At 59.0% G+C, this 23,251-nt stretch carries 27 protein-coding genes; 14 read left to right on the forward strand and 13 right to left on the reverse strand.

The window, feature by feature from the left end; all coding sequences use genetic code 11:
• Positions 1–14: 14 nt before the first annotated feature.
• Positions 15–1,091 (reverse strand): 4-hydroxyphenylpyruvate dioxygenase, encoded by a 1,077-nt coding sequence (hppD, locus tag ACA046_RS17125; RefSeq protein ID WP_258346195.1) that lies wholly within the window; start codon positions 1,089–1,091, stop codon positions 15–17.
• 245 nt (positions 1,092–1,336) lie between these two features.
• Entirely contained in the window at positions 1,337–2,260 is a 924-nt protein-coding gene (locus tag ACA046_RS17130) for a DMT family transporter (protein ID WP_497674466.1), read from the reverse strand.
• A gap of 77 nt (positions 2,261–2,337) precedes the next feature.
• Here ACA046_RS17130 and ACA046_RS17135 point away from each other — a divergent pair, with 77 nt between their 5' ends.
• The 3 genes from ACA046_RS17135 to ACA046_RS17145 all read left to right on the forward strand — a co-directional run bounded on the left by ACA046_RS17135 (position 2,338) and on the right by ACA046_RS17145 (position 5,428).
• Positions 2,338–3,210, forward strand: a complete 873-nt coding sequence (locus ACA046_RS17135) for a LysR family transcriptional regulator (RefSeq protein WP_459028806.1) — start codon at positions 2,338–2,340, stop codon at positions 3,208–3,210.
• A 111-nt stretch (positions 3,211–3,321) separates the two neighbouring features.
• A complete protein-coding gene (locus ACA046_RS17140; RefSeq protein WP_497674467.1) occupies positions 3,322–4,866 on the forward strand; it encodes an EAL domain-containing protein in 1,545 nt (514 codons plus the stop codon).
• Between the two features lie 196 nt (positions 4,867–5,062).
• A complete protein-coding gene (locus ACA046_RS17145; RefSeq protein WP_076016182.1) occupies positions 5,063–5,428 on the forward strand; it encodes a histone-like nucleoid-structuring protein, MvaT/MvaU family in 366 nt (121 codons plus the stop codon).
• Positions 5,429–5,597: 169 nt separating this feature from the next.
• On the opposite strand, the gene ACA046_RS17150 is transcribed toward ACA046_RS17145, so the two are convergent.
• A complete protein-coding gene (locus ACA046_RS17150) occupies positions 5,598–6,134 on the reverse strand; it encodes a DUF4946 domain-containing protein (protein ID WP_497677095.1) in 537 nt (178 codons plus the stop codon).
• 194 nt (positions 6,135–6,328) lie between these two features.
• Here ACA046_RS17150 and gloA point away from each other — a divergent pair, with 194 nt between their 5' ends.
• The gene (gene gloA / locus ACA046_RS17155; RefSeq protein WP_076016184.1) at positions 6,329–6,850 is read left to right on the forward strand and encodes a lactoylglutathione lyase; all 522 of its coding nucleotides are present in this window, start codon (positions 6,329–6,331) and stop codon (positions 6,848–6,850) included.
• A 52-nt stretch (positions 6,851–6,902) separates the two neighbouring features.
• On the opposite strand, the gene ahpF is transcribed toward gloA, so the two are convergent.
• The 3 genes from ahpF to ACA046_RS17170 all read right to left on the reverse strand — a co-directional run bounded on the left by ahpF (position 6,903) and on the right by ACA046_RS17170 (position 10,223).
• Entirely contained in the window at positions 6,903–8,456 is a 1,554-nt protein-coding gene (ahpF, locus tag ACA046_RS17160) for an alkyl hydroperoxide reductase subunit F (RefSeq protein ID WP_497674468.1), read from the reverse strand.
• A 127-nt stretch (positions 8,457–8,583) separates the two neighbouring features.
• The gene (ahpC, locus tag ACA046_RS17165; RefSeq protein ID WP_003173835.1) at positions 8,584–9,147 is read right to left on the reverse strand and encodes an alkyl hydroperoxide reductase subunit C; all 564 of its coding nucleotides are present in this window, start codon (positions 9,145–9,147) and stop codon (positions 8,584–8,586) included.
• 149 nt (positions 9,148–9,296) lie between these two features.
• Positions 9,297–10,223: a site-specific integrase gene (locus ACA046_RS17170; protein WP_497674469.1), complete on the reverse strand. Its 927-nt coding sequence runs from the start codon at positions 10,221–10,223 to the stop codon at positions 9,297–9,299.
• A gap of 161 nt (positions 10,224–10,384) precedes the next feature.
• On the opposite strand from ACA046_RS17170, the gene ACA046_RS17175 reads away from it, so the two are divergent.
• The gene (locus ACA046_RS17175; protein WP_497674470.1) at positions 10,385–11,392 is read left to right on the forward strand and encodes a DNA-binding protein; all 1,008 of its coding nucleotides are present in this window, start codon (positions 10,385–10,387) and stop codon (positions 11,390–11,392) included.
• Here ACA046_RS17175 and gorA read toward each other — a convergent pair whose 3' ends face one another.
• Together gorA and galU are read right to left on the reverse strand one after the other, a co-directional pair.
• Complete coding sequence (gene gorA, locus ACA046_RS17180; RefSeq protein ID WP_459028797.1) at positions 11,393–12,751, reverse strand: glutathione-disulfide reductase; 1,359 nt, start codon at positions 12,749–12,751, stop codon at positions 11,393–11,395. It abuts the gene before it with no gap.
• A 103-nt stretch (positions 12,752–12,854) separates the two neighbouring features.
• Positions 12,855–13,694 (reverse strand): UTP--glucose-1-phosphate uridylyltransferase GalU, encoded by an 840-nt coding sequence (gene galU, locus ACA046_RS17185; RefSeq protein WP_003212579.1) that lies wholly within the window; start codon positions 13,692–13,694, stop codon positions 12,855–12,857.
• Positions 13,695–14,001: 307 nt separating this feature from the next.
• On the opposite strand from galU, the gene ACA046_RS17190 reads away from it, so the two are divergent.
• Together ACA046_RS17190 and ACA046_RS17195 are read left to right on the forward strand one after the other, a co-directional pair.
• Positions 14,002–14,187 carry a hypothetical protein gene (locus ACA046_RS17190; protein ID WP_003212580.1) on the forward strand — a complete coding sequence of 62 codons (186 nt, stop codon included), beginning with the start codon at positions 14,002–14,004 and terminating at the stop codon, positions 14,185–14,187.
• Positions 14,188–14,332: 145 nt separating this feature from the next.
• A complete protein-coding gene (locus ACA046_RS17195; RefSeq protein ID WP_003212581.1) occupies positions 14,333–14,617 on the forward strand; it encodes a hypothetical protein in 285 nt (94 codons plus the stop codon).
• On the opposite strand, the gene ACA046_RS17200 is transcribed toward ACA046_RS17195, so the two are convergent.
• The 4 genes from ACA046_RS17200 to ACA046_RS17215 all read right to left on the reverse strand — a co-directional run bounded on the left by ACA046_RS17200 (position 14,618) and on the right by ACA046_RS17215 (position 17,018).
• Complete coding sequence (locus ACA046_RS17200) at positions 14,618–14,848, reverse strand: hypothetical protein (protein WP_003212582.1); 231 nt, start codon at positions 14,846–14,848, stop codon at positions 14,618–14,620.
• Between the two features lie 63 nt (positions 14,849–14,911).
• Positions 14,912–15,823 (reverse strand): c-type cytochrome, encoded by a 912-nt coding sequence (locus ACA046_RS17205; protein ID WP_497674471.1) that lies wholly within the window; start codon positions 15,821–15,823, stop codon positions 14,912–14,914.
• Complete coding sequence (locus ACA046_RS17210; protein WP_497674472.1) at positions 15,820–16,470, reverse strand: c-type cytochrome; 651 nt, start codon at positions 16,468–16,470, stop codon at positions 15,820–15,822. The genes ACA046_RS17205 and ACA046_RS17210 overlap by 4 nt, the downstream gene beginning before the upstream one ends.
• 197 nt (positions 16,471–16,667) lie before the next feature.
• Positions 16,668–17,018: a hypothetical protein gene (locus tag ACA046_RS17215; RefSeq protein ID WP_010171399.1), complete on the reverse strand. Its 351-nt coding sequence runs from the start codon at positions 17,016–17,018 to the stop codon at positions 16,668–16,670.
• 213 nt (positions 17,019–17,231) lie between these two features.
• Between ACA046_RS17215 and ACA046_RS17220 the strand changes: the two genes are divergently transcribed.
• The 5 genes from ACA046_RS17220 (at position 17,232) to ada (ending at position 20,320) form a co-directional block, all read left to right on the forward strand.
• Positions 17,232–17,534: a DUF1883 domain-containing protein gene (locus ACA046_RS17220; RefSeq protein WP_003212586.1), complete on the forward strand. Its 303-nt coding sequence runs from the start codon at positions 17,232–17,234 to the stop codon at positions 17,532–17,534.
• An 11-nt stretch (positions 17,535–17,545) separates the two neighbouring features.
• Entirely contained in the window at positions 17,546–17,710 is a 165-nt protein-coding gene (locus tag ACA046_RS17225; RefSeq protein ID WP_167664902.1) for a hypothetical protein, read from the forward strand.
• A gap of 82 nt (positions 17,711–17,792) precedes the next feature.
• Entirely contained in the window at positions 17,793–18,509 is a 717-nt protein-coding gene (locus ACA046_RS17230) for a 2OG-Fe(II) oxygenase (RefSeq protein ID WP_459028789.1), read from the forward strand.
• On the forward strand, positions 18,499–19,179 hold the full coding sequence (gene alkB / locus ACA046_RS17235) for a DNA oxidative demethylase AlkB (RefSeq protein WP_459028787.1): 681 nt from the start codon (positions 18,499–18,501) through the stop codon (positions 19,177–19,179). The genes ACA046_RS17230 and alkB overlap by 11 nt, the downstream gene beginning before the upstream one ends.
• 76 nt (positions 19,180–19,255) lie before the next feature.
• Entirely contained in the window at positions 19,256–20,320 is a 1,065-nt protein-coding gene (gene ada, locus ACA046_RS17240; RefSeq protein ID WP_497674473.1) for a bifunctional DNA-binding transcriptional regulator/O6-methylguanine-DNA methyltransferase Ada, read from the forward strand.
• A 6-nt stretch (positions 20,321–20,326) separates the two neighbouring features.
• On the opposite strand, the gene ACA046_RS17245 is transcribed toward ada, so the two are convergent.
• On the reverse strand, positions 20,327–20,911 hold the full coding sequence (locus tag ACA046_RS17245; protein WP_459028783.1) for a CGNR zinc finger domain-containing protein: 585 nt from the start codon (positions 20,909–20,911) through the stop codon (positions 20,327–20,329).
• A gap of 176 nt (positions 20,912–21,087) precedes the next feature.
• On the opposite strand from ACA046_RS17245, the gene ACA046_RS17250 reads away from it, so the two are divergent.
• Positions 21,088–21,966 (forward strand): alpha/beta fold hydrolase, encoded by an 879-nt coding sequence (locus ACA046_RS17250; RefSeq protein WP_497674474.1) that lies wholly within the window; start codon positions 21,088–21,090, stop codon positions 21,964–21,966.
• A gap of 110 nt (positions 21,967–22,076) precedes the next feature.
• Positions 22,077–23,141: an NAD(P)H-dependent flavin oxidoreductase gene (locus ACA046_RS17255; protein WP_459028779.1), complete on the forward strand. Its 1,065-nt coding sequence runs from the start codon at positions 22,077–22,079 to the stop codon at positions 23,139–23,141.
• Positions 23,142–23,251: the final 110 nt, after the last annotated feature.

A 23,251-nucleotide genomic window follows, 5' to 3' on the forward strand; every position in this document is an offset into this window, starting at 1 on the left:
TTCTACATCAACGATCAGTCAGCGGTGAGCACACCACGACGCACCTGGTCGCGCTCGATGGATTCGAACAAGGCCTTGAAGTTACCTTCGCCGAAACCGTCATCACCCTTGCGCTGGATGAACTCGAAGAACACCGGGCCCATCAGGGTTTCCGAGAAGATCTGCAGCAGCAGACGCTTGTCGCCTGCCACCGACGAACCGTCCAGCAGGATGCCTCGTGCTTGCAGTTGGTCCACCGGCTCGCCGTGGTTTGGCAGGCGGCCTTCGAGCATTTCGTAGTAGGTGTCTGGCGGCGCGGTCATGAAGCGCATACCGATCTTCTTCAACGCGTCCCAGGTCTTGACCAGGTCATCGGTGAGGAAGGCTACGTGCTGGATGCCCTCGCCGTTGAACTGCATCAGGAACTCTTCAATCTGGCCGGCGCCCTTGGACGACTCTTCGTTCAGCGGGATGCGGATCATGCCGTCCGGGGCGCTCATGGCCTTGGAGGTCAGGCCGGTGTACTCGCCCTTGATGTCGAAGTAGCGCGCTTCACGGAAGTTGAACAGCTTCTCGTAGAAGTTCGCCCAGTAGGCCATGCGACCGCGATACACGTTGTGGGTCAGGTGGTCGATGACTTTGAGGCCGGCGCCCACCGGGTTGCGCTCAACGCCTTCGAGGTACACAAAGTCGATGTCATAGATCGAACTGCCTTCGCCGAAGCGGTCGATCAGGTACAGCGGCGCGCCGCCAATGCCCTTGATCGCCGGCAGGTTCAGCTCCATCGGGCCGGTTTCGATATGGATCGGCTGGGCGCCCAGTTCCAGTGCCCGGTTGTAGGCCTGTTGCGAGTCTTTCACGCGAAACGCCATGCCGCACACCGACGGGCCGTGCTCGGCCGCAAAGTAGGAGGCGATGCTGTTGGGTTCGTTGTTAAGGATCAGGTTGATCTCGCCCTGACGAAACAGGTGCACATTCTTGGAACGGTGGGTCGCGACTTTGGTGAAGCCCATGATCTCGAAGATCGGCTCCAGTGTGCCCGGGGTTGGCGATGCGAATTCGATGAATTCAAAGCCCATCAGGCCCATTGGGTTTTCGTATAGGTCTGCCATTTTCGGTGCCTCATCATTCTTGTAATTACAAATGTTTATTTGCGAGCAAGGATGAGGTCAGCGGGTGGCGCACAGGAGATACCCCGCACGCTGCGGGCGAGGAAGTCACCAAAGATGAGGGGGGACCCGAGTAGCTTCATGGTTGCATCAGTCTCTTACGGGCGAGGCTTGCGTTAGCGCAAGTCCTTATTCTTGTATGCGTAAATCGATTCTACACAGCGTAACCGCGTTTGTCCGTACTCTTATCAAATCCCCATTGCCCTGGCCCGCGCAAGGGGTTTGTTGCACAGGTAGATGCCCAGCAGGATCACTGCCCCGCCCAGCAGCATCGGCGCAGTCAGTTGCTCGCCGAGCAGCAATGCACCACAGATCACCGCGGTCAGCGGATTGAGCGCGATGAACACGCCCGCGCGGGTGGCGCCGATGCGGCGCAGGCCATCGTAGTAGCCGATGTAGGCCAGTGCCGAACCCAGCACGCCGAGGTACAACAAGCTCAGCAGTTGCGGCAGATCGATGCTGCTCACTGCGGCGACCGTCAATTGTCCGGTCAACAGCGTGGTGATCGTCAGCATCAGCGTGCCCAACAGGATCGACCAGGTCACGGTTTGCAAAGGCCCCAGGCTTTGGTTGAGGCCGCGGGAAAACAACGAGTACACGCCCCACCCCACCACACAGCCAAAGATCAGCAAGTCACCGACCCACGCATCTGCCGTACCCTGTAGCAACTGCGGGTTGCGACTGACGATCACCAGCCCGGCGCCGCTCAGGCACAAGGCGATTCCCAGCAGCTTCAGCGACCCCAGCCGCTCCTTGAACAGCAGCCACGATGCCAGGCCAATCACTGCCGGATTCAGTGCGACGATCAACGACGCCCGGGACGCATTGATGTAATGCAGGCCGTAGAAAAAGCACAGATTGTAGAAAAAAATCCCGAAGAACCCGAGCACGGTCAATTGCCCCAGTTGCGCGGAGGTCGGGCGCACCAGGCGAAGGCGCGCCACAGCCATGAACACCAGCAGCGCCAGGCTTGCCAGCACAAAGCGCAGAGTCGCCGCCAACAACGGGTCCAGGCCTGCAGCCAGATAGCGGCCGGCCACGAAGGTGCCGCCCCAAATCATGGTCACGGCCGCCAATTTCAAATACGTGAGACGGTCAGAGGTTGGGGTCATCAGATTTCTACTCAAAAAACACAGGATTGGCTTATTGTTTGGCTAATCCCTTGTCATCGTAAAATGAGTAAATACTCATGACCCTTACCCAATTGGAAATCTTCTCCCTGGTGGCCGAGTTGCAAGGTTTCACCAGCGCCGCCAATCGCCTGGGCATCAGCCAGTCGGCGGTGTCCCATGCGATCAAATCCCTGGAGCAGGAATTGGGGGTGGAGTTGATTCGCCGCCATCAGTCCCAGGTGGAACTCAGTGATATCGGCCAACAGTTGTTGCTGCGCGCCCGGGCCATGCTCGGCCTGGCCAACACCCTGCAACAGGAAGCCGCCGATGCCCGCGGGATGAAACGCGGCACGCTGCGCATTGGTTCGTTTGGGCCGACTTCATCGATTCGTCTGTTGCCGAAGATTTTGCAACGCTTTCGCGAGTTGCATCCGGGCATTGAGGTGCACGTCGACGAAGGCCCCGATCGGCAGGTGATGCAGTGGCTGGAAGAACGGCGCGTCGACGTCGGGTTTGTGGTGCTGCCTGAAGAGCGCTTCGATACGTTCCCGTTGATCGAGGATCAGTTGGTCGCACTGTTGCCAGCGGGACATCACCTGGGCGCGCAATCGAGCGTCAGCCTCAAGGCGCTGTGCGGCGAGCCCTTTATCCTGACCCAGGCGGGTTCGTCCGAACTGGTCTCAAGGCTGTTCGTCGGCGCCGGGCTGCAGCCGGATGTGCGTTACCGCTGTTCACAACTGCTCAGTACGCTGGACACCGTGCGCCGGGGTGACGGCGTGACCATTGTCGCCGAGTCGTCGCTGCCTGAATCCACCGAGCCGGATTACCTGATCAAACCACTCAAGCCTGCCGTGAAACGCCAGGTGGGGCTGGCGGTCCTGGATCGACGGCAGTCCTCGCCGGCGACCCTGGCGTTTATTGAACTGGCCAAACGCTTGCAGCTTGATTGAGCATGCAGGGTCGCGTACCGCCATCTATCATGGCCAATACCAATACGCTTTGTTGGACGTCCCGACCGCCTTTGAGCGTCTTATTGCCCCTTCCCGCTACAGGCCGCGCAAATGCCACTGACCGTCAAAGGCCTACGAAAAGCCACCACTCGCCACCTGATCACCCTGTTGAGTGGCGCGCTGCCGATTCTGCTGGGTGTGCTGATCCTGTACTGGCAAGCCGGGCGCACGCTGGAGCACAGCACCGCGCAAACCGCCCAGGAAGCCGTGCGCCAGTTTGACCTGATGCTCGACAACACCGCCCTCGCCGCCCAGGCCCTGCTGCCCCTGGCCGGGCATGAATGTGATAACCCGACACAATTGGCGCTACGGGAACAAGTCACCCGCCGGCCTTTTGTGCGCGCCACGACCTTGTCCTGGCAGAGAAACATTTATTGCAGCTCGTTGTTCGGCGGCAATTATCTGTCGCCGGTCAACCCGGAGGACTACGTCGACGGCCGCCTCTGGTTGATGAAAGGCAACCCGGTAACACCCGACACGGCCTTGCTGGTGTATCGCCTCACCGAGGGCGACCGGGGTGCCTTTGCCTCCGTTGATGGCTATCACTTGACCAACGCCTTGCGCCTGATCAGCCGATATACCGACCTGGTGTTGCAGGTGGGGCCCAACTGGCTGGCGTCGGATGGCAAGGTCCACAGCACAGCATTGCCGACATTTGCCCTCGCGCACCATCATCTCGACTCCAAGCGGTATACCTACAGCGTGGAAGCCGGGATGCCGGAGGGCGAGACCTGGCGCTACATGCAGGCGCGGTATCCTGCACTGTTCGTTCTTGTGGTGTTTTTCGGCGTATTGGCAGGCATCCTCGCCCACTGGCTGCAAAAGCGCTCGTCGGCACCGACCCTTGAGCTGCAACGCGCCCTGGGTGCCAATGAATTCGTGCCCTATTACCAGCCGGTGGTGCGCGGCGGCGACATTCGCCAGTGGGCCGGCTGTGAAGTGCTGATGCGCTGGAATCACCCCAAGGAAGGCCTGGTGCGCCCGGACCTGTTCATTCCCCTGGCCGAGCATTCGGGCCTGATCGTGCCAATGACTCGCGCCTTGATGCGCCAGACGGCTACGCAGCTGGCGCCCCACGCAGAGCAACTCGCTGAGGGGTTTCACGTCGGGATCAACATCACCGCCCGCCATTGTCACGACCTGGAACTGGTGGAGGACTGCCGGGAATTCCTCGCGGCCTTCCCACCGGGCAAGGTGATTCTGGTACTGGAATTGACCGAGCGCGAGTTGATCGAACCCACGGACATCACCCACCAGTTGTTCCAGGCGCTGCACGAAATGGGGGTAATGATTGCGATCGACGACTTCGGCACCGGCCACTCGAGCCTGGGTTATTTGCGCAACTTCAATGTCGATTACTTGAAAATAGATCAGAGCTTCGTCGCGATGATCGGTGTTGATGCACTCTCGCGGCATATACTCGACAGCATCATTGAATTGTCCGCCAAGCTCGACCTGGGCATCGTTGCCGAAGGCGTCGAAACACCAGAACAATGTGAATATCTTGCCGCCCAAGGTGTTGATTTCTTGCAGGGCTACCTCTTTGGCAAGCCTGTACCTTGTGCTGAATTCATTAGATTCCTGAACAGCCATTGAATAGCCATCCAGTTCAACGGAAATATTGTTATTTATACAAAAGACATGATTTACTCAAGGCTGATTAACTACTACAATTTTTCCTGCCTGTGCAGAATTGGCAGGAAGGCCACTTTCGTTGAGTTGCCTTAAGGCTCTTGGCTTATCGCTTTGTTTGCAGTAGATATCAGCCAAATACACTATTGGAGTATAGATTTTGTCCAGACTCGCCGAATTTCGCGCAGCAGAAAAAGCCCTTCAAGAACAGCTTGCCCAGCTGGAATCCCTGAAGAACGACGCTGGCTTGAAGAAAGAAATCGAATTCGAAGAAAAGCTGCAAGGGCTGATGAAAACCTACGGCAAAAGCCTGCGCGACATCATCTCCATCCTGGATCCTAACGCGGGCAAGTCCGGCGCTTCCGTCGCCACCGCACCAAAACAGCGCCGTGCACGTGTGGTCAAGGTTTACCACAACCCGCACACTGGCGAACTGATCGAAACCAAGGGCGGCAACCACCGCGGCCTGAAGGCATGGAAAGAACAATACGGCGCGGCCACTGTAGATTCCTGGCTTCGTGGCTAATGCTTTGCAGCTAGTACAAACGCACTAAGACAAGCCCTGCACATGCAGGGCTTCTTCGTTTACAACCATCGATATTGAAACAAAATCAGACGCTGGCACTTTCAAAAACGAACTTTAAAAAACATTTCACTTTGTTCAATTCGAATAATCCCGGCCTTGCCTAGAGCACTCAAAGTTTAAGGCGGTCGCGCACCGAACTGACTTCATCCTTGCTTGACTCGTAAGCTGCGGCCTGGCCTGCGAATGAAAAAACATAGGCCTTATCGGTATCGACCGCCCCCACCAACGTTTGCGACAGCACATGCCGACCGTTCTCGGTGATTACACAGGTAGTTTCCAACGCCTCAAGCCGGCTCAATGTTGTGGGGTGCATCTTGGTGCACACACTTTGATAACCGCCTTGGGCAAAGTCTTTCTGGATGGATTTACGCATTTCCAGCAACACACCTTGCAGATTGACCGTATGCCCCGCTTCAATCGGAGTGCCCGTCAACTCCATGACCATCAAGGTCGCGCCATTTTCATCATTCTTGATCGCACGCTGGCGGGACACTGCCGATGGCTGCGCCGCCGCCTGATCGTCGGGCACCACCTCCTCCACTTGCCAGCCGCTGGGCCAATGAATTTCCGGGTCAGCCGCCCATACGGCGTTGCTGCCCAACACTAGACCCACGGTCATTAACAGCGGTGCGCGAAATCCGATCATTGCAAAAAACACTCAAGGTTCAAGCGACAAAGTTTGGGCCTCTGCACCCGCTGCTCGCAAGGGCTGCGTGACCTTTTTCATTTGGCGCAACCGGCAGGGCTGCGTATCATGGGCCGGCTGCACGGATGCCAGCCGCAAGCCAAGGGATCGCTCGAACTAGAGCTACGTTTGCCCCATTCTTCTCTGGAGGGCCCATGAGCCTGCACGAACTGAACACATTCCCGGGCGTAACCGCCCAACCTGACACCGCCACCACGAACTTCGTGTTCAACCACACCATGTTGCGGGTCAAGGACATCACCAAGTCGCTGGATTTCTACACCCGCGTACTGGGTTTTTCCCTGGTTGAAAAACGTGACTTCCCGGAAGCCGAATTCAGCCTGTACTTCCTGGCCCTGGTGGACAAGGCCCAGATCCCGGCCGACGCTGCCGCACGCACCCAGTGGATGAAGTCGATTCCGGGCATCCTCGAACTGACCCACAACCACGGCACCGAAAACGACCCGGACTTTGCCTACCACAATGGCAACACCGACCCGCGTGGCTTTGGCCATATCTGCATCTCGGTACCGGACATTGTGGCTGCCTGCGCGCGCTTTGAAGAGCTGGGCTGCGACTTCCAGAAGCGGTTGAGTGATGGCCGCATGAAAAGCCTGGCCTTCGTGAAAGACCCGGATGCGTACTGGGTTGAAATCATTCAGCCAACGCCGCTGTAACAAAAAAAACCCCATGATCACTCATGGGGTTTTTCGTTTCAGAGCCGACAGCTTAGCTGCGGATCAGGTGATCGAAAGCACTCAGGGAAGCCTTGGCGCCCTCGCCCACGGCGATCACGATCTGCTTGTACGGCACGGTAGTGACGTCACCAGCTGCGAAGATACCTGGCAGTGAAGTCTCGCCACGGGCATCGACAATGATCTCGCCACGGGGCGACAACTCGACGGTGCCTTTGAGCCAGTCAGTGTTAGGTAGCAAGCCGATCTGGACAAAGATACCTTCCAGGTCAACGGTCTTGAACTCGCCACTGTCACGGTCCTTGTAAGCCAGCCCGGTAACCTTCTGACCGTCACCTTTGACTTCGCTGGTGAGCGCACTGGTGATCACGTCAACGTTCGGCAGGCTGTACAGCTTGCGCTGCAATACCGCATCGGCGCGCAGTTTGCTGTCGAATTCCAGCAAGGTCACGTGGCTGACAATACCAGCCAGGTCGATGGCCGCTTCAACGCCGGAGTTACCGCCGCCGATCACCGCCACGCGCTTGCCCTTGAACAGCGGACCGTCGCAGTGCGGGCAGAAGCACACGCCTTTGGCCTTGTATTCCTGCTCGCCCGGCACACCCATTTCACGCCAGCGGGCGCCAGTCGCCAGGATCACCGTCTTGGACTTGAGGGTCGCACCGCTTTCGAACCGAATTTCGTGCAGCTCACCTGCGTTCTTCGCCGGGATCAGCGCGTTGGCACGCTGCAGGTTCATGATGTCCACGTCGTACTGCTTGACGTGTTCTTCAAGGGCACTGGCCAGTTTCGGCCCTTCGGTTTCCTGCACCGAGATAAAGTTCTCGATCGCCATGGTGTCCAGTACCTGGCCACCAAAACGCTCAGCAGCAACGCCGGTACGAATGCCTTTACGGGCAGCGTAGATCGCTGCAGCTGCGCCGGCTGGGCCACCGCCGACGACCAGCACGTCAAAGGCTTCTTTGGCGCTGATCCTCTCGGCTTGTTTCTCGATACCGCTGGTGTCGAGCTTGGCGAGGATCTCTTCCAGACCCATGCGGCCCTGGCCGAAGTTCACACCGTTCAGGTAAACACTCGGCACGGCCATGATCTGACGATCATCGACTTCGGCCTGGAACAACGCACCGTCGATGGCGACGTGGCGGATGTTCGGGTTCAGTACCGCCATCAGGTTCAGCGCCTGGACCACGTCCGGGCAGTTCTGGCACGACAGCGAGAAGTAAGTCTCGAAGCTGAACTCGCCTTTAAGGGCGCGAATCTGTTCAATCACTTCGACACTGGCCTTCGATGGGTGGCCGCCGACTTGCAGCAGCGCCAGCACCAGCGAAGTGAATTCATGGCCCATTGGAATGCCGGCGAAACGCAGGCTGATATCGGCACCCGGGCGGTTGATGGAGAACGAAGGCTTGCGCGCATCGTTGCCATCGCTTTGCAGGGTAATCAGCGCTGAGAGGCTGGCTACGTCCTGCAACAAGGCGAGCATTTCCTGGGATTTCGCACCGTCGTCGAGGGAGGCGACGATCTCGATCGGCTGGGTGACCCGTTCCAGGTATGACTTCAACTGAGCTTTAAGATTGGCGTCCAACATACGGGCGATTTCCTATTAATTCGGTTTATTGCAGACAAAAAAACGCCCGAGCGAATCTCGCCCGGGCGTTTTGAGGGCGGATGCAGCTTACTTAAGTGCGGTAACCCGCCCTTGGTACTTCACAGGCTTAGATCTTGCCGACCAGGTCCAGGGACGGAGCCAGGGTGGCCTCGCCTTCTTTCCACTTGGCTGGGCACACTTCGCCCGGGTGAGCAGCAACGTACTGAGCAGCCTTGATTTTGCGCAGCAGCTCGGAAGCGTCACGGCCAACGCCGCCATCGTTCAGTTCAACGATTTTGATCTGGCCTTCCGGGTTGATCACGAAGGTGCCGCGGTCTGCCAGACCAGCTTCTTCGATCAGTACGTCGAAGTTGCGGGAAATGGTCAGGGTCGGGTCGCCGATCATGGTGTACTGGATTTTGCCGATGGCTGGCGAAGTGTTGTGCCAGGCAGCGTGGGCAAAGTGGGTGTCGGTAGAAACGCTGTAGATTTCGACGCCCAGTTTCTGGAATTCGGCGTAGTTGTCAGCCAGGTCTTCCAGTTCGGTTGGGCAGACGAAGGTGAAGTCGGCTGGGTAGAAGAAGACGACAGACCATTTGCCTTTCAGGTCAGCATCAGTCACGTCTACGAAGTTGCCGTTTTTGTAGGCGGTAGCTTTGAACGGTTTTACTTGGCTGTTGATGATAGGCATCGTTGACTCTCCGTCAGGTTTGTAGAAGGGCTTAGTAAGTTGATGGGGTGAATCCTACCCACTCTCCCGGCCGATGGCTCATTGGCAAACCTGATGCTGACGATTGGTTTTCACTATCAAGGGACGGTATTAATAGAAGAAACCTTCAATCACTCGAGGGATGCGCGGGTCATGCCTAGAAAGGGCGTCGCTTCAACATAGCGCATGGCAGATTTCATGTCTTTCCAGCCGACGTAAGTCATCAACGACTTCAAGTCCCAGCCACTGCGATGGGCCCAGGTGGCAAAGCCCCGGCGCAGTGAGTGGCTGGTGTATTGATCCGCTGCAATGCCAGCGCGCTCCAGGGCCTGGCGCAATAGCGGGATCACGCTGTTGGGGTGCAAGCCCTCCTCGCCCAGGTTGCCCCAGCGGTCTATGCCGCGAAATACCGGGCCGCGCACCAGCGCCGAAGCACTGAGCCACTCGCTGTAGGCCTGCACCGGGCACAGGCGCAATAACGCCGGCGTCTGGTAAGTGCGACCAAGGTTTTCTCGGTCGCTTTTACTGCGCGGCAAATACAGGGTAATGCCCGAGCCGGGCACTGCTTGCACGTGCTCGATGTTCAACCGACACAGCTCATCGCTACGAAACCCGCGCCAGAAACCCAGCAGAATCAATGCCGCGTCACGTTTGGCACGCAGCCAGCGGGGATGATCTTCTGCGCTTCGGGCGTCGCGGCCTTCCTGTTCGAGAAACTGAATCACCTGCTCAAGACGCTGGAGCTGCAATGGCTCGGCCTGCTTTTCCTGAGCCGGGTGCACGGCGCGAATCCCTTTCAGCACTTTGCGCACCACCGGCGCCTTGGTTGGGTCGGGAAAACCCTGACTGGTATGCCACTGGGCCAATGCCGACAAGCGCAGCTTCAACGTATTGACCGACAACACGCCCGCATGCGCCACCAGGTAGCGCGCCACGCTGTCGCTGGTCGCCGGCAGGAAACCACCCCAACTCACCTCGAAATGCTCGATCGCCGCGCGATAACTGCGGCGGGTGTTATCGCGGGTGGCCGCATTCAGATAACGGTCCAGTTCACTCATATCTGTACTGCCATGGGGCGTTGTCCACTTCAAAACCTTGATCACACGGGATAATACGCCAATATCCCATCTGTTAAATCATCAATTTCAGGCTAAATATAATCGTGATATAGTACGTATATACATACTACGTACCACAGTACTAAATCTACGGAGACTCCATGGCTCGCGGCGGCATCAATAAAGCAGTAGTTCAAACGGCACGCCTGGCGATCCTCGCCCGCGGCGAAAACCCGAGCATCGATGCAGTACGCATCGAGATGGGCAATACCGGCTCGAAAACCACGATTCACCGCTATCTGAAGGAGCTGGACGAAAGCGAAACCCGCCAGACCATCACCGAAGCACCCATCGACGACGAGCTCGGCGAGCTGGTAGCGCGGCTGGCCCAGAGCCTCAAGGAGAAGGCCCAGGAGCCTATCGACCTGGCCCTGGCGCAGTTCCAGCAACAGAAAACCGCCCTGCTCGCACAAGTCGAGGAACTGGAAACCGCCCACAGCCAGCTCAAGCAGCAGTTCGATATCCAGGCAGCCGCCCTGGCCGAAGAAAGCGCGACCCTGCAAAGCACCCGCTCCAGCCTGCAAACCGAGCAAACCCGCAACGCCGGGCTGAGCCAGGCGTGCAGCGACTACGAGCTGCGGATCAACGACAAGGACGAGCAGATACGCTCGCTGGAAGAGAAGCACCTGCACGCCCGGGATGCCCTGGAGCATTACCGCAACGCAATCAAGGATCAGCGCGAGCAGGAACAGCGTCGGCATGAAGGCCAACTGCAGCAGGTACAGGCCGAGCTGCGTCAGGCTCAGCAGAGCGCGATGGTGCGCCAGGACGAGATCACCCAGCTGCATCGCGATAACGAGCGCCTGCTGATTGAGCATCGGGTAACGGTGAAGGAATTGAGCGCACTGCAGGAACAGGCCCGCCAGGACCGCGACCAGCAGCGCCAGCTAAGCGAACAGGTGAACGTGATCGACAGCGAGCGCACCCTGTTGCAGGAACGCTTGCGGGTTGCACTGCTGGAGAGTCAGTCGCGCCAGGAAGCGCTGGCCGAACATCAGCGGACCAACAAAACCCTGGAGCTGGACCTGGTCAAAGCCCAGGCCAGCATCGAGGCGCTGCGCCTGGCAGCCATCGTTGCGACGGCGCCAGAGGCAACTACCGAGGGCTGATTACTGCGCCACCGGCGTGCGCATGGTGACGAACTCTTCCGCCGCCGTAGGGTGCACGCCGATGGTTTCGTCGAAATGCTGCTTGGTCGCGCCCGCCTTGAGCGCGATCGCCAGGCCCTGCACGATCTCCCCGGCGTCGGGGCCGACCATGTGGCAACCCAGGACCTTGTCGGTCTCGGCGTCGACCACCAGCTTCATCAAGGTCTTTTCCTGGCACTCGGTCAGGGTCAGTTTCATCGGCCGGAAGCGGCTTTCGAAAACCTGCACCTTGTGGCCGTCTGCACGGGCTTGCTCTTCGCTCAGGCCCACGGTGCCGATGTTTGGCAGGCTGAACACCGCTGTCGGGATCATCGCGTAATCCACCGGGCGATATTGCTCAGGCTTGAACAGGCGACGTGCCACAGCCATGCCTTCAGCCAACGCTACCGGGGTCAGTTGCACACGACCGATCACATCGCCAATCGCCAGGATCGACGGTTCGGCAGTCTGGTACAGATCATCCACTTCGACAAAGCCGCGCTTGTCCAATTTGACGCCGGTGTTTTCCAGCCCCAGGTTATCGAGCATCGGTCGTCGGCCAGTGGCGTAGAACACGCAATCGGTTTCCAGCACGCGGCCGTCTTTCAAGGTGGCCTTCAGGCTGCCGTCGGCCTGCTTGTCGATGCGCTCGATGTCGGCATTGAATTGCAGATCCAGGCCACGCTTGGTCAGCTCTTCCTTCAAGTGCGTGCGCACCGAACCGTCAAAACCGCGCAGGAACAGGTCGCCGCGATACAGCAGAGAGGTCTTTGCGCCCAGGCCATGGAAAATCCCGGCAAACTCGACAGCAATGTAACCACCGCCGACCACCAGCACACGCTTGGGCAACTCTTTGAGGAAGAATGCCTCATTGGAGCCAATGGCGTGCTCGCGCCCCGGGATTTCCGGGATCTGCGGCCAGCCACCAGTAGCGACCAGGATATGTTTGGCGGTGAAGCGCTCGCCGTTGATTTCCACCTGATGCGGGTCCACCAACCGCGCATGCCCTTCGTGCAAGGTCACGCCGCTGCTGACCAGCAGGTTGCGGTAGATGCCATTGAGGCGGTTGATCTCGCGATCCTTGTTGGCGATCAGGGTCGCCCAATCGAAGTTCGCTTCACCCAGCGACCAGCCAAAACCGCTGGCCTGCTCGAAGTCTTCGGCGAAATGCGCGCCGTACACCAGCAGCTTCTTCGGCACACAGCCCACGTTCACGCAGGTCCCACCCAGGTAGCGGCTTTCAGCCACTGCCACCTTGGCGCCAAAACCTGCGGCGAATCGTGCAGCGCGCACACCGCCGGAACCGGCGCCAATTACATAAAGGTCAAAATCGTAGGCCATTTCACTCTCCTCGGCAGGACAACAGCATACCTGCTTACATGGGACCGAAAAACGAAAAAGCCACCCGAAGGTGGCTTTCCCAGATCAAGCAGGCAACCGTGAATCAGTAAGCCTTGCCAGTCTTGTAGAAGTGCTCGTAGCAGAAGTTGGTTGCTTCGATGTAGCCTTCAGCGCCACCGCAGTCAAAACGACGACCTTTGAACTTGTAGGCAATCACGCAACCATCTTTTGCCTGTTTCAGCAGGGCGTCGGTGATCTGGATCTCGCCACCCTTGCCCGGCTCGGTTTCTTCGATCAGCTTGAAGATGTCCGGAGTCAGGATGTAGCGACCGATGATCGCCAGGTTCGACGGAGCATCTTCCGGCGCCGGTTTTTCAACCATGTCACGTACGCGGATCAGGCCATCACCGATATCGTCGCCGGCAATCACGCCGTACTTGTTGGTTTCCTGAGGATCAACCTCTTGAACCGCGACGATGGTGCAACGGTACTTCTGGTACAGCTTGACCATCTGGGTCAGGACGCCGTCGCCTTCCAGGTTTACACACAGGTCATCCGCCAGTACCACGGCGAAGGGTTCGTCACCGATCAGCGGGCGGCCGGTCAGGATCGCGTGGCCCAGGCCTTTCATTTGGGTCTGACGGGTGTAGGAGAACGAGCACTCGTCGAGCAGTTTACGAATGCCGACCAGGTATTTTTCCTTGTCGGTGCCCTTGATCTGGTTTTCCAGCTCGTAGCTGATGTCGAAGTGGTCTTCCAGGGCGCGTTTGCCACGGCCGGTCACGATCGAGATTTCGTTCAGGCCGGCATCCAGTGCTTCTTCCACGCCGTACTGGATCAGTGGCTTGTTCACCACCGGCAGCATTTCTTTGGGCATGGCCTTGGTCGCTGGCAGGAAGCGAGTGCCGTAACCGGCTGCTGGGAACAAGCATTTCTTGATCATATGAGTCCTTACAAAGGGCTGTGCGTACGAAATTCGGCGCAGTCTAATCAGGCCGCAGTCACCTTACAATGGGTCCTGCTGGCGCCGCGATGTCAACATAGAGAAAAAAAGTCGGCGTAAGTTCCGCCGGCATTCAATCCAGTGCCTTCGCCGCTGTTAGAAATCGTCGGCTTGCGCCCGTCATTCAAAGGGCTTAAACCTTTTTAGCACGCTTTATGCCGATCGGCACTGAACTGCAACAACTTGCGCCGCCCCAGGCCGTTTGGCGCTATCATTACCGCCTTGAACCAGACAACGAGATTGATAGATGTCAGAACCAAAAGGCGTGAACGGCTACCTGATCACCAAGCGAGCGGATGGCTGGCACCTGATCAACTTCCACGGCGACAGCGTTGCCGGGGCATTCGCGACCGAAGCTCAAGCCTGCGCCGTGGCCGAAGTGTTCGTAGATGAAGCCGGCCACGCGTCGAGCAAACGTCCCAAGACCAAGTAATACCCGCAGTAGTGCCAATCAAGCCTCGTTTAACGGGGCTTTTTTGTGTTTGTCTGTACCTTGATGGCGGTTCGCTATAATCTCGCCTGAAACGCCCCACGACAGTGTCAGCGCTTCCCTCCAACACCCTAATGACGACTCCTACATGAACAAGATCCTGGCACTGATTGCGGTACTGGCGCTTACCGGTGGCTGCACCACCACTTCCGACACCGTGCTGAAAAATGGCGAACAAGGCCTGGCCATCGATTGCTCCGGCGAAGCCAACTCCTGGGCCAGTTGCTATGAAAAGGCTGATGCGTCCTGCGCGGGCACCGGCTACCGGATTGTCGGCACCGAAGGCACACCGGCCCTGAAAGAAAGCGACAAGACCCTGGGCAAGGATGTCGGCAACTACAAGACCCGCAGCGTGACGGTAGTTTGCAAATAATTACATGTGAATTTCGGCGAACTTGATGCCCAGGCCGCGAATGGTCTCGATCAAGTCGTCCAGGCGAGAAAAGGATTCGACTTCATCCTGGTCATCCACCAGGAAATAGCTGCGACCGCCGCTCTTTTTGAAGAACACGATCCACTCGCCGGTATCCGCGGGATTTTGAATCACATGGGTCGCAGAAATATGCCCCCCTGCATGTTGTTCTCTGACTTGCTCACGCTTCATGAATAAGTTTCCGAAAAGACAATGCCGCTGATTCAGCGGCATTTTTTGTGGGTTACCGACAGTTTAACGGATGCCTTGGCCAATCAGCACGCCATCCACCGTTTGCCCGTAAAGATTGACGCCGTCATTGGCGTGGAACTTCACCCGGGTTTTCTCCACGGAGCCTTCCACCAGGCGCGGGTCCTGAGGTCGCTCGTGGCGGTTGACGTAGGCCGCCACGTCCCAGGCTTGCTGGTCGCTCAGGCTGCCGCCCTGGCCCAGGGGCATGTTGTGCTTGATGAAGGACGCTGCCGTATTGATACGGTGCATCCCAGCGCCCCAGTTGTAGGAGTCTTTACCCCACAGCGGCGGCATCACGTAGCTGTCACCGACTTTCTGGCCCTGGCCTTCGGCGCCATGGCACACCGCGCATTGGCCTTTATAGACCTCTGCGCCCTGGGCCAGGTCGTAACCCTTGGCGGGTGCCGGCACCTCCGGATAACCCCGCCCCGGCAGCTCGACGCCCAACGGGGCCTTGCTCGCCAGCCAGTAGGCATACACCGACAGCGCGGTGATCTCCGGGCTGTCTGCGGTCGGTGGCGTGCCGCCATTCATGCTGAACTGGAAGCAGCCCTGCAAGCGCTCGGCGAAGGTGTTGACCTTGTCGTTCTTTTTTCGATACGCCGGGTACATCGGGTAGGCGCCCCACAGCGGAGCGGAATTGGCCAGGCGGCCCTGGTCCAGGTGGCAGTTGCTGCAATTGAGGCCATTGCCGACAAATTGCGGCGCCAGGCGCTTGGTGTCGACAAACAGGGCGTAGCCCTGCTTCACCAGCTTGCCGTAGGCGTTGTCCGGCAGCTCGCTCTCTTGCGGCGGCTGGAACTGCGCGGCAGCCGTCGGACTGGCGGTTGGCTGCAACTGTGACTGATCTTCCATGGTGATGGTGGCGGCATGGACAGGCACACTGGCGAGGGTTGCCAATAAGAAAAGCTTCATGGCTTGGCCTCCTGGCCACTCAACGACGCAAAATAGGTGGCCACGGCCTGCACTTCTTCAGCGCTGAGGGATTTGGCGATATGGCCCATCAAATCATTCGGATCGTTATGGCGCGTGCCACTGCGCCAGGCGTTCAGTTGCGCCGCCAAATAGGCGGCGGATTGCCCGGCCAAGGGCGGAAATGCGTCGCCGACGCCCACACCGGCCGGTCCATGACAACTGACGCAGGCCGGAATCTGGCGCTCCCACGCGCCTTGCAGGGCGATCTTTTGTGCCGCCTCGGTTGGCATCTCGCTGCGGTGCATCAGGACAGGCGCAGGCGCAGGCATCGCCGCCAGCTGCTGGGTCACAGCGCTGATTTCCTCTTCCGTCAGGGCGTTTGCCAGCGGTTGCATCACCGGGCTGTTACGGGCGCCGCTTTTAAAATCCTGCAGTTGCTTGCGCAAATAGCCTGCTGGCAACCCGGCCACGCGCGGAAAGCCCGCCGCTGCCAGCCCGAGGCCATCCGCCCCATGGCAAGCCACACACGGCGCGGCCCCGGGCTGCGAGCCACCCTGTGTAAATACGTTTTTTCCCTCTAGCGCATGAGCATTGCCCAGTATCAGCAGCAGCGCGCTACCCATCAGTACTCGTTCCAGAGACATCATCACGACTCCATTTTTATAGTTATATGCTTAGGCGAATTAGGCATAAGCCTACAAATGGTAGGGTAATGATCCGACAGCTACAACACCCTTAGCCGAAGGAAAAGGACTACAAACCGAAAATCCCACACAAAAAAACCCGACACTGCAACGGCAGGTCGGGTTTTTTGATCGGATTCGAAAGTGGCGGGCCTACAGACTCAGCCGGAAATGCAAGCTTCCCCGGCAGCCTTCACGTCACCCGGACGAATAGGCACATTGGACATGCTCTCGTAGAGCTTGATACTGCTACCGCTGGAACGTTCTTCAATCTCGAAGATAGCCGACGGATCGGCAGAAAACTTCTGCGGTACGATAACTTGAACACCCTCCTTGTGAGGCTCAATCTGCGACGGCCTGCGGGTTTTAGACAGTTTCTGGACCACACACGCCGCGTATTCCTGCGGTTTTTTCCCGGAGATCACTGCCAACGTCGGTGGGGTCTGCTTGATATCCGCCACCGAAGCACATCCACCCAACGCCAAGGCCAGAACCAACACACTCCACTTCATACTCAAAACCTCCGATAAAGACCCTACGACAGCGAAGAAGGTATTTTTCTCCCGCCCACGTAGGATTTATCCCTGATAACTCGGTAAATAACTGTTTTAAATTGTCGAAGTCGTCGACGACGGTCCGATAATAAACGTGCTGGGGCTGATAAACTCCATCTTATCCTACGTATCGTTCTGATTTTTCAGAAAAAGCCCTTCTGGAGACACCTCATGAAATTCATCCACCAACGCGAACACCTTAATGAAGGAGACATTGTCGTCATTGAATGCTCGCAAACCTGCAACATCCGCCTGATGAGCGACGCGAACTTTCGCAGCTTCAAGAACGGTGGCCGCCACACTTACCACGGCGGCGCATTCGACAAGTTCCCGGCAAAAATCACCGCGCCGAGCACCGGGTTCTGGAACATCACCCTGGACGTGGTGACCCGCCGCGCCATCAGCGTGACCAAGAAGCCGACCTTGTCCCACAAGATCCGCATTGTGCGCCGCACCAATTCGAAACTGAGCTGACAGGAATGCCCGTGACTACCACCAAATATGTGATCAAGTACAAACTCAACGGTGAACGCCGCTTCGAGTTCGCCCAACTGCAAGCAGGCAGCGTTGAGGAAGCCAAGGAAGCCCTGGCGAAAATGCACGATGCCAGCGACGAAATCACCGATATCAATGTGAGCAAAGCCCTGTAATTCGAGCGCAAGCATCGGAGTGTCGTAACGCTGGCGACTTCCTAGACTGGCAGCCTTTATCCGCTGCCACAGGAACTCGTCAATGCCATCTACCTCACTGCAAGAGCGCCTGGCCAAGCTGGACTGGCGCGCGATCGAGCGCGACCTCGATCGACAGGGCAACGCACTGATTCCGGCCTTGCTGGGTCAGCAGGAATGTGCGGAGCTCAGTGGCCACTACCCGCAGTACGAACGGTTTCGCTCCCATGTGCTGATGGCCAGGCACGGCTTCGGTCGGGGCGAGTACAAGTATTTCCGCTATCCGCTGCCCACCCGGGTCAGCGAGTTGCGTGAGCAGCTGTATCAGTACCTGGCGCCCCAGGCCAATCGCTGGAACGAACAGATGAACCTGCCGATCACCTACCCGGCACACCATGCTGACTTCATTGCCCGTTGCCACGCTGCGGGACAACAGCGCCCTACCCCGTTATTGCTGCAATACGGCCCCGGCGACTACAACTGCCTGCACCAGGATCTGTACGGCGAACATGTATTTCCCTTACAAGTTGCCATCCTGCTGTCGCAGCCGGGAGAAGACTTCCGTGGCGGTGAACTGGTGCTGACCGAACAGCGGCCACGCATGCAATCCCGGGCCCAGGTCGTACCGCTGAACAGGGGCGACGCCGTGATCTTCGCGGTCAATCAGCGACCCATGCCCAGCGTGAGAGGGTTTCATCGAGTGACCTTGCGCCATGGGGTCAGTGTTCTGCACAGTGGTACGCGGCATACCTTGGGAGTGATTTTTCACGATGCGCAGTAAGACCGATCCCGGAGCAACCGCCGATTTGTTTGCCGACGAGGCCTTGCAACAGCCCCCGGGACGCGAACAAATCGGTGAACAATCCTACGTTCTCAGAGGCTACGCCCTGCCCTGGGTCGAACGTTTGCTGCCGGAACTGCGGCGTGTACTGGCTCAATCGCCGTTCCGGCAAATGGTCACGCCGGGCGGCTTTACCATGTCCGCTGCCTTGAGCAGTTGCGGTGAACTGGGTTGGACGACCGATCCCACCGGCTATCGCTACTCTGCGATTGACCCCAACAACCAGCAACCCTGGCCAGCCATGCCCGAGGCGCTACGCCAATTGGCGCTCATGGCGGCGGCAGACGCGGGTTTCGAGGATTTCGAACCGGATGCCTGCCTGATCAACCGCTATGTGCCAGGCGCGAAAATGTCCCTGCATCAGGACAAGAACGAGCGCCGCTATGCCGCTCCCGTGGTCTCCGTGTCACTGGGCTTGCCGGCGATTTTTCTGTTCGGCGGCCATGAGCGCAGCGACAAGCCACAAAAAGTCTCGCTGTTCCATGGTGATGTGGTGGTATGGGGCGGCGTCGATCGCCTGCGCTTTCACGGCGTGATACCGATCAAGCCAGGCACACATCCGGTCATGGGCCCGCAGCGCATCAACCTGACGTTTCGCACGGCCGGATGAATTTGACCGCAAGCATCGGAGTGTTGCGAATGCCTCAGGGGACTAACCTGGCATTCTTCAACCAGGAGCCACCATCATGACCGCGCGCCACGCCATCGAACAAGACCCACGCTGGGCCGCCATCGTCGCCCGCGACGCCAAGGCCGACTTGACCTTCGTCTATGGCGTGAAAACCACCGGTATTTACTGCCGCCCCAGCAGCTCCGCGCGCCGGCCGCTCCCGCAGAACGTCGAGTTCTTCGACACCCCGCAACAGGCCGAAGCCGCGGGCTACCGGCCCAACAAGCGCTATTCGGGAGACCAGACCCAGGTGGCCGCACGACACGCGCAATTGGTGGCAGCCGCCTGCCGGCACATCGAACAGGCCGAAACCCTGCCCGCCCTCGAAGCCCTGGCGGCCCTCGCCGGCTTGAGCCCGTTTCATTTCCATCGGGTGTTCAAGGCGGTGACCGGCCTCACACCCAAGCGCTACGCCAGCGCCCATCGCTCGCGCAAGGTACGCGACGGGCTCAAGGACCAGCATTCGGTGACCGATGCGCTGTACGACGCCGGCTTCAATTCCAACAGCCGTTTTTATGAGGCCGCCGACCAGTTGCTCGGCATGAAGCCTGGCGACTACAAAGCCGGCGGCACCAACACGGATATTCGGTTTGCCGTCGGCCAATGCTCGTTGGGCGCAATTCTGGTGGCGCAGAGCAATCGCGGTGTGTGCGCGATCCTGCTGGGGGATGACCCGGACAAACTGGTGCGTGACCTGCAGGACCAGTTTCCCCGCGCCAATCTGCTGGGCGCCGACCACGACTTCGAACAACTGATCGCCCAAGTGGTGGGCTTCATCGAGGCGCCGGCCCTGGGCCTGGACTTGCCCCTGGACCTGCGTGGCACTGCGTTTCAGGAGCGGGTGTGGCAGGCCTTGCGGGAAATCCCGGTGGGTTGCACTGCAAGCTACGCCGAGATTGCCCAGCGCATCGGTGCACCGACAGCCTATCGCGCCGTGGCCCAGGCGTGTGGTGCCAACAACCTGGCCGTGGCGATTCCTTGTCATCGGGTGGTGCGCAGCAATGGCGACCTTTCGGGCTACCGCTGGGGCGTTGAGCGCAAACGGCAGCTGCTCGAGCGCGAAAGCCCGGCAGAATCCTGAAGAAGGCTACAAGAGCTTGCGCTTGCGAAACTCGGCCACCTTATGCCGATTGCCACACAGCGCCATGCTGCACCAGCGGCGCTTGTGGCCCTTGGTCCGGTCGTAGAACCACAGCACGCACTCGGGATGCTCGCAGGTGCGGATCAGCCCGAAATCCCCTTCCACCAGCAACATCGCCGCCGCTTCGGCAATCGGCGCCAGGAATTGCTCAGCGGTTTGCTGTTTGCGCTGGCGCTCCAGGCGCAACTCGCCCGGCGCCGGCCAAGCCAGTTGCGGATGGCTGACCGCCTTGCGCAAAAATGCATTCAGCGCAGCGGGATCACCCTGCTGCCCAGCCTTGCGCTGCTCCAGCAATAGCCGGATCACTTCCCGCAGCCCCTGCGCCGCGCCCAGCAAAGCGCCCTCCTCGAATACCGGCACCGCGCCCTCGTCGCACCAGCCCAGTCGCACCAGCCAGCGCTCGACATCGGTATCGCCTTGCCAGAATTCAAACGGCACACCGTCGACATTCGCCCGGGTATTGAGCATGTCCAACACCGGATGGTCGGCTAGAACGTAGGGTTCCATCGGGGATGGTGTGATGGCGGTCATGGCGAATCCTCTTCAAGTCCGCGACATCGTAACCGCTGATATTGCTTTTGGATAGTTACTAAACACACCTAAAAGTAACCTATTAAATTAATTTGACAGGTTACTTTTTCGGGCGCAGCCTGCGAAACCAGTAACCCAAAAAACTATTTTATCCAGTTACAAAGAGGATTCCGATCATGTCGATTTCAGCCCCGGTTGTTCGCTACCAGCACCTCGATGCCGATGGCGTGCGCGTGTTCTACCGCGAAGCCGGCGACCCGTCTGCGCCTGTGCTGTTGCTGCTGCACGGGTTTCCCAGCTCGTCCCATATGTACCGCGACCTGATCCCGCTGCTCGCCACCCGCTACCGGGTCATCGCCCCCGACCTGCCGGGCTTCGGTTTCACCGAAGTGCCTGCCGAACGTCATTACCACTACAGCTTCGACAACCTGGCGATTACCGTCGGCCATTTCGTCGACGCCCTGCAGCTCAGCCGTTATGCCCTCTATGTGTTCGACTACGGCGCACCGGTGGGCCTGCGCCTGGCGGTGGCACACCCGGAACGGGTCAGCGCGCTGATATCGCAAAACGGCAATGCCTACCTGGAAGGTTTGGGTGACGCCTGGGATCCGATCCGGGCCTATTGGGCCGAGCCGAGCCAAGCCAATCGCGAGGTGATTCGCAACGCGGTCATCAGCCTGGAAGGCACGCGCTATCAGTACCTGCACGGCGTCCCGCAGCCCGAGCTGGTTGCGCCTGAGTCCTACATGCTCGACGTGCTCCTGATGCAACGTCCCGGCAACGACGAAATCCAGTTGGACCTGTTCCTCGACTACCGCAACAACCTGACGCTGTACCCGGCGTTCCAGGCGTTTTTCAAGGCCACGCAAGTGCCGGCGCTGGTGATCTGGGGCCAGAACGATCCGTTCTTCATCCCGCCGGGCGCCCATGCCTACAAAGGCGATAACGCCAACGCCGTGGTGGAATTGCTCGACACCGGCCACTTCGCCCTGGAAACCCACGCCGCGCATATTGCCCAGCGGATTCATGCAGTACTGGGCCACGCCATCGACTGATGCCCGCCCATGAAACACTGGATTCGTCCAGTGAATAAAACAGACTGGCCTGGTGCTGCATGGCCCTGCTAAAACGACGGCACAGCATCCCACCGTTGGAGAAGCGTCCCATGAGCACCTGGCCAGACACCCGAATTCTTGACCTGCTGGGCATTGAGTTGCCGATCATCCAGGCGCCCATGGCGAATGCCACGAGTACCGCCATGGTGATTGCCGCCAACCAGGCCGGCGCCCTCGGTTCGATGCCGGCGGCAACCCTGAGCATCGAGCAGTTACGCGAAGCACTCACCACCATTCGCCAGGCCAGCTCGCGGCCGCTGAACGTGAATTTCTTCTGCCATCAGCCGCCGACGCCAGACGCTGATCGCGACCTTCAGTGGAAGAAACTGCTGGAAAGCTACTACCGCGAGCTCGGCGCCGACTTTGATGCACCGACGCCCGTCTCCAACCGGGCACCGTTCAACGACGCCGCCTGCCAAGTGGTGGAAGAATTCCGTCCGGAAGTCGTGAGTTTTCACTTCGGCCTGCCGGAAAAATCCCTGCTGGACCGGGTCAAGGCCACCGGGGCGAAAATACTGTCGTCGGCCACCACGGTGGAAGAAGCCATCTGGCTGGAACAGCACGGCTGCGACGCAATCATCGCCATGGGTTCGGAAGCCGGCGGCCATCGCGGGATGTTCCTCAGCGACGATCTGAATAGCCAGATTGGCACCATGGCGCTGGTGCCGCAGATCGTCGACGCCGTAAAGGTGCCGGTGATCGCAGCCGGCGGCATCGGGGATGCGCGGGGCATCGTCGCCGCCTTCGCCCTCGGCGCGTCGGCGGTGCAGATCGGCACGGCGTACCTGTTTACCCCCGAGGCCACCGTGTCGAAGTCACACCACCACGCCTTGCACAACGCCCAGGCCAGTGAAACCGCGTTGACCAACCTGTTCACCGGGCGCCCGGCGCGCGGCATCATCAACCGGGTGATGCGTGAATTGGGCGCGATCAACCCGACAGCGCCTGCGTTTCCGTTGTCTGGCGGTGCATTGATGCCACTGAAAGCCAAGGATGAAGCCGGCTTCAGTAACTTGTGGTCGGGCCAGGCGCTGCGCCTTGGCAAGGACATCTCCACCTATGACCTGACGCTGGAGCTGGCCGCGCAGACCCTGGAAAAACTCGGCCGACGCTGAACCTGAACTCCCGGGACAACTTTGCTCTGTACCGGCAGTGGCCAACCGCTATATATTCCCCTACATAGCGATACGCCCTTCTGCCTGTAAAAAGCCGCAAAGTCGGTAAT

Source organism: Pseudomonas sp. LBUM1641 (genome assembly GCF_059716235.1).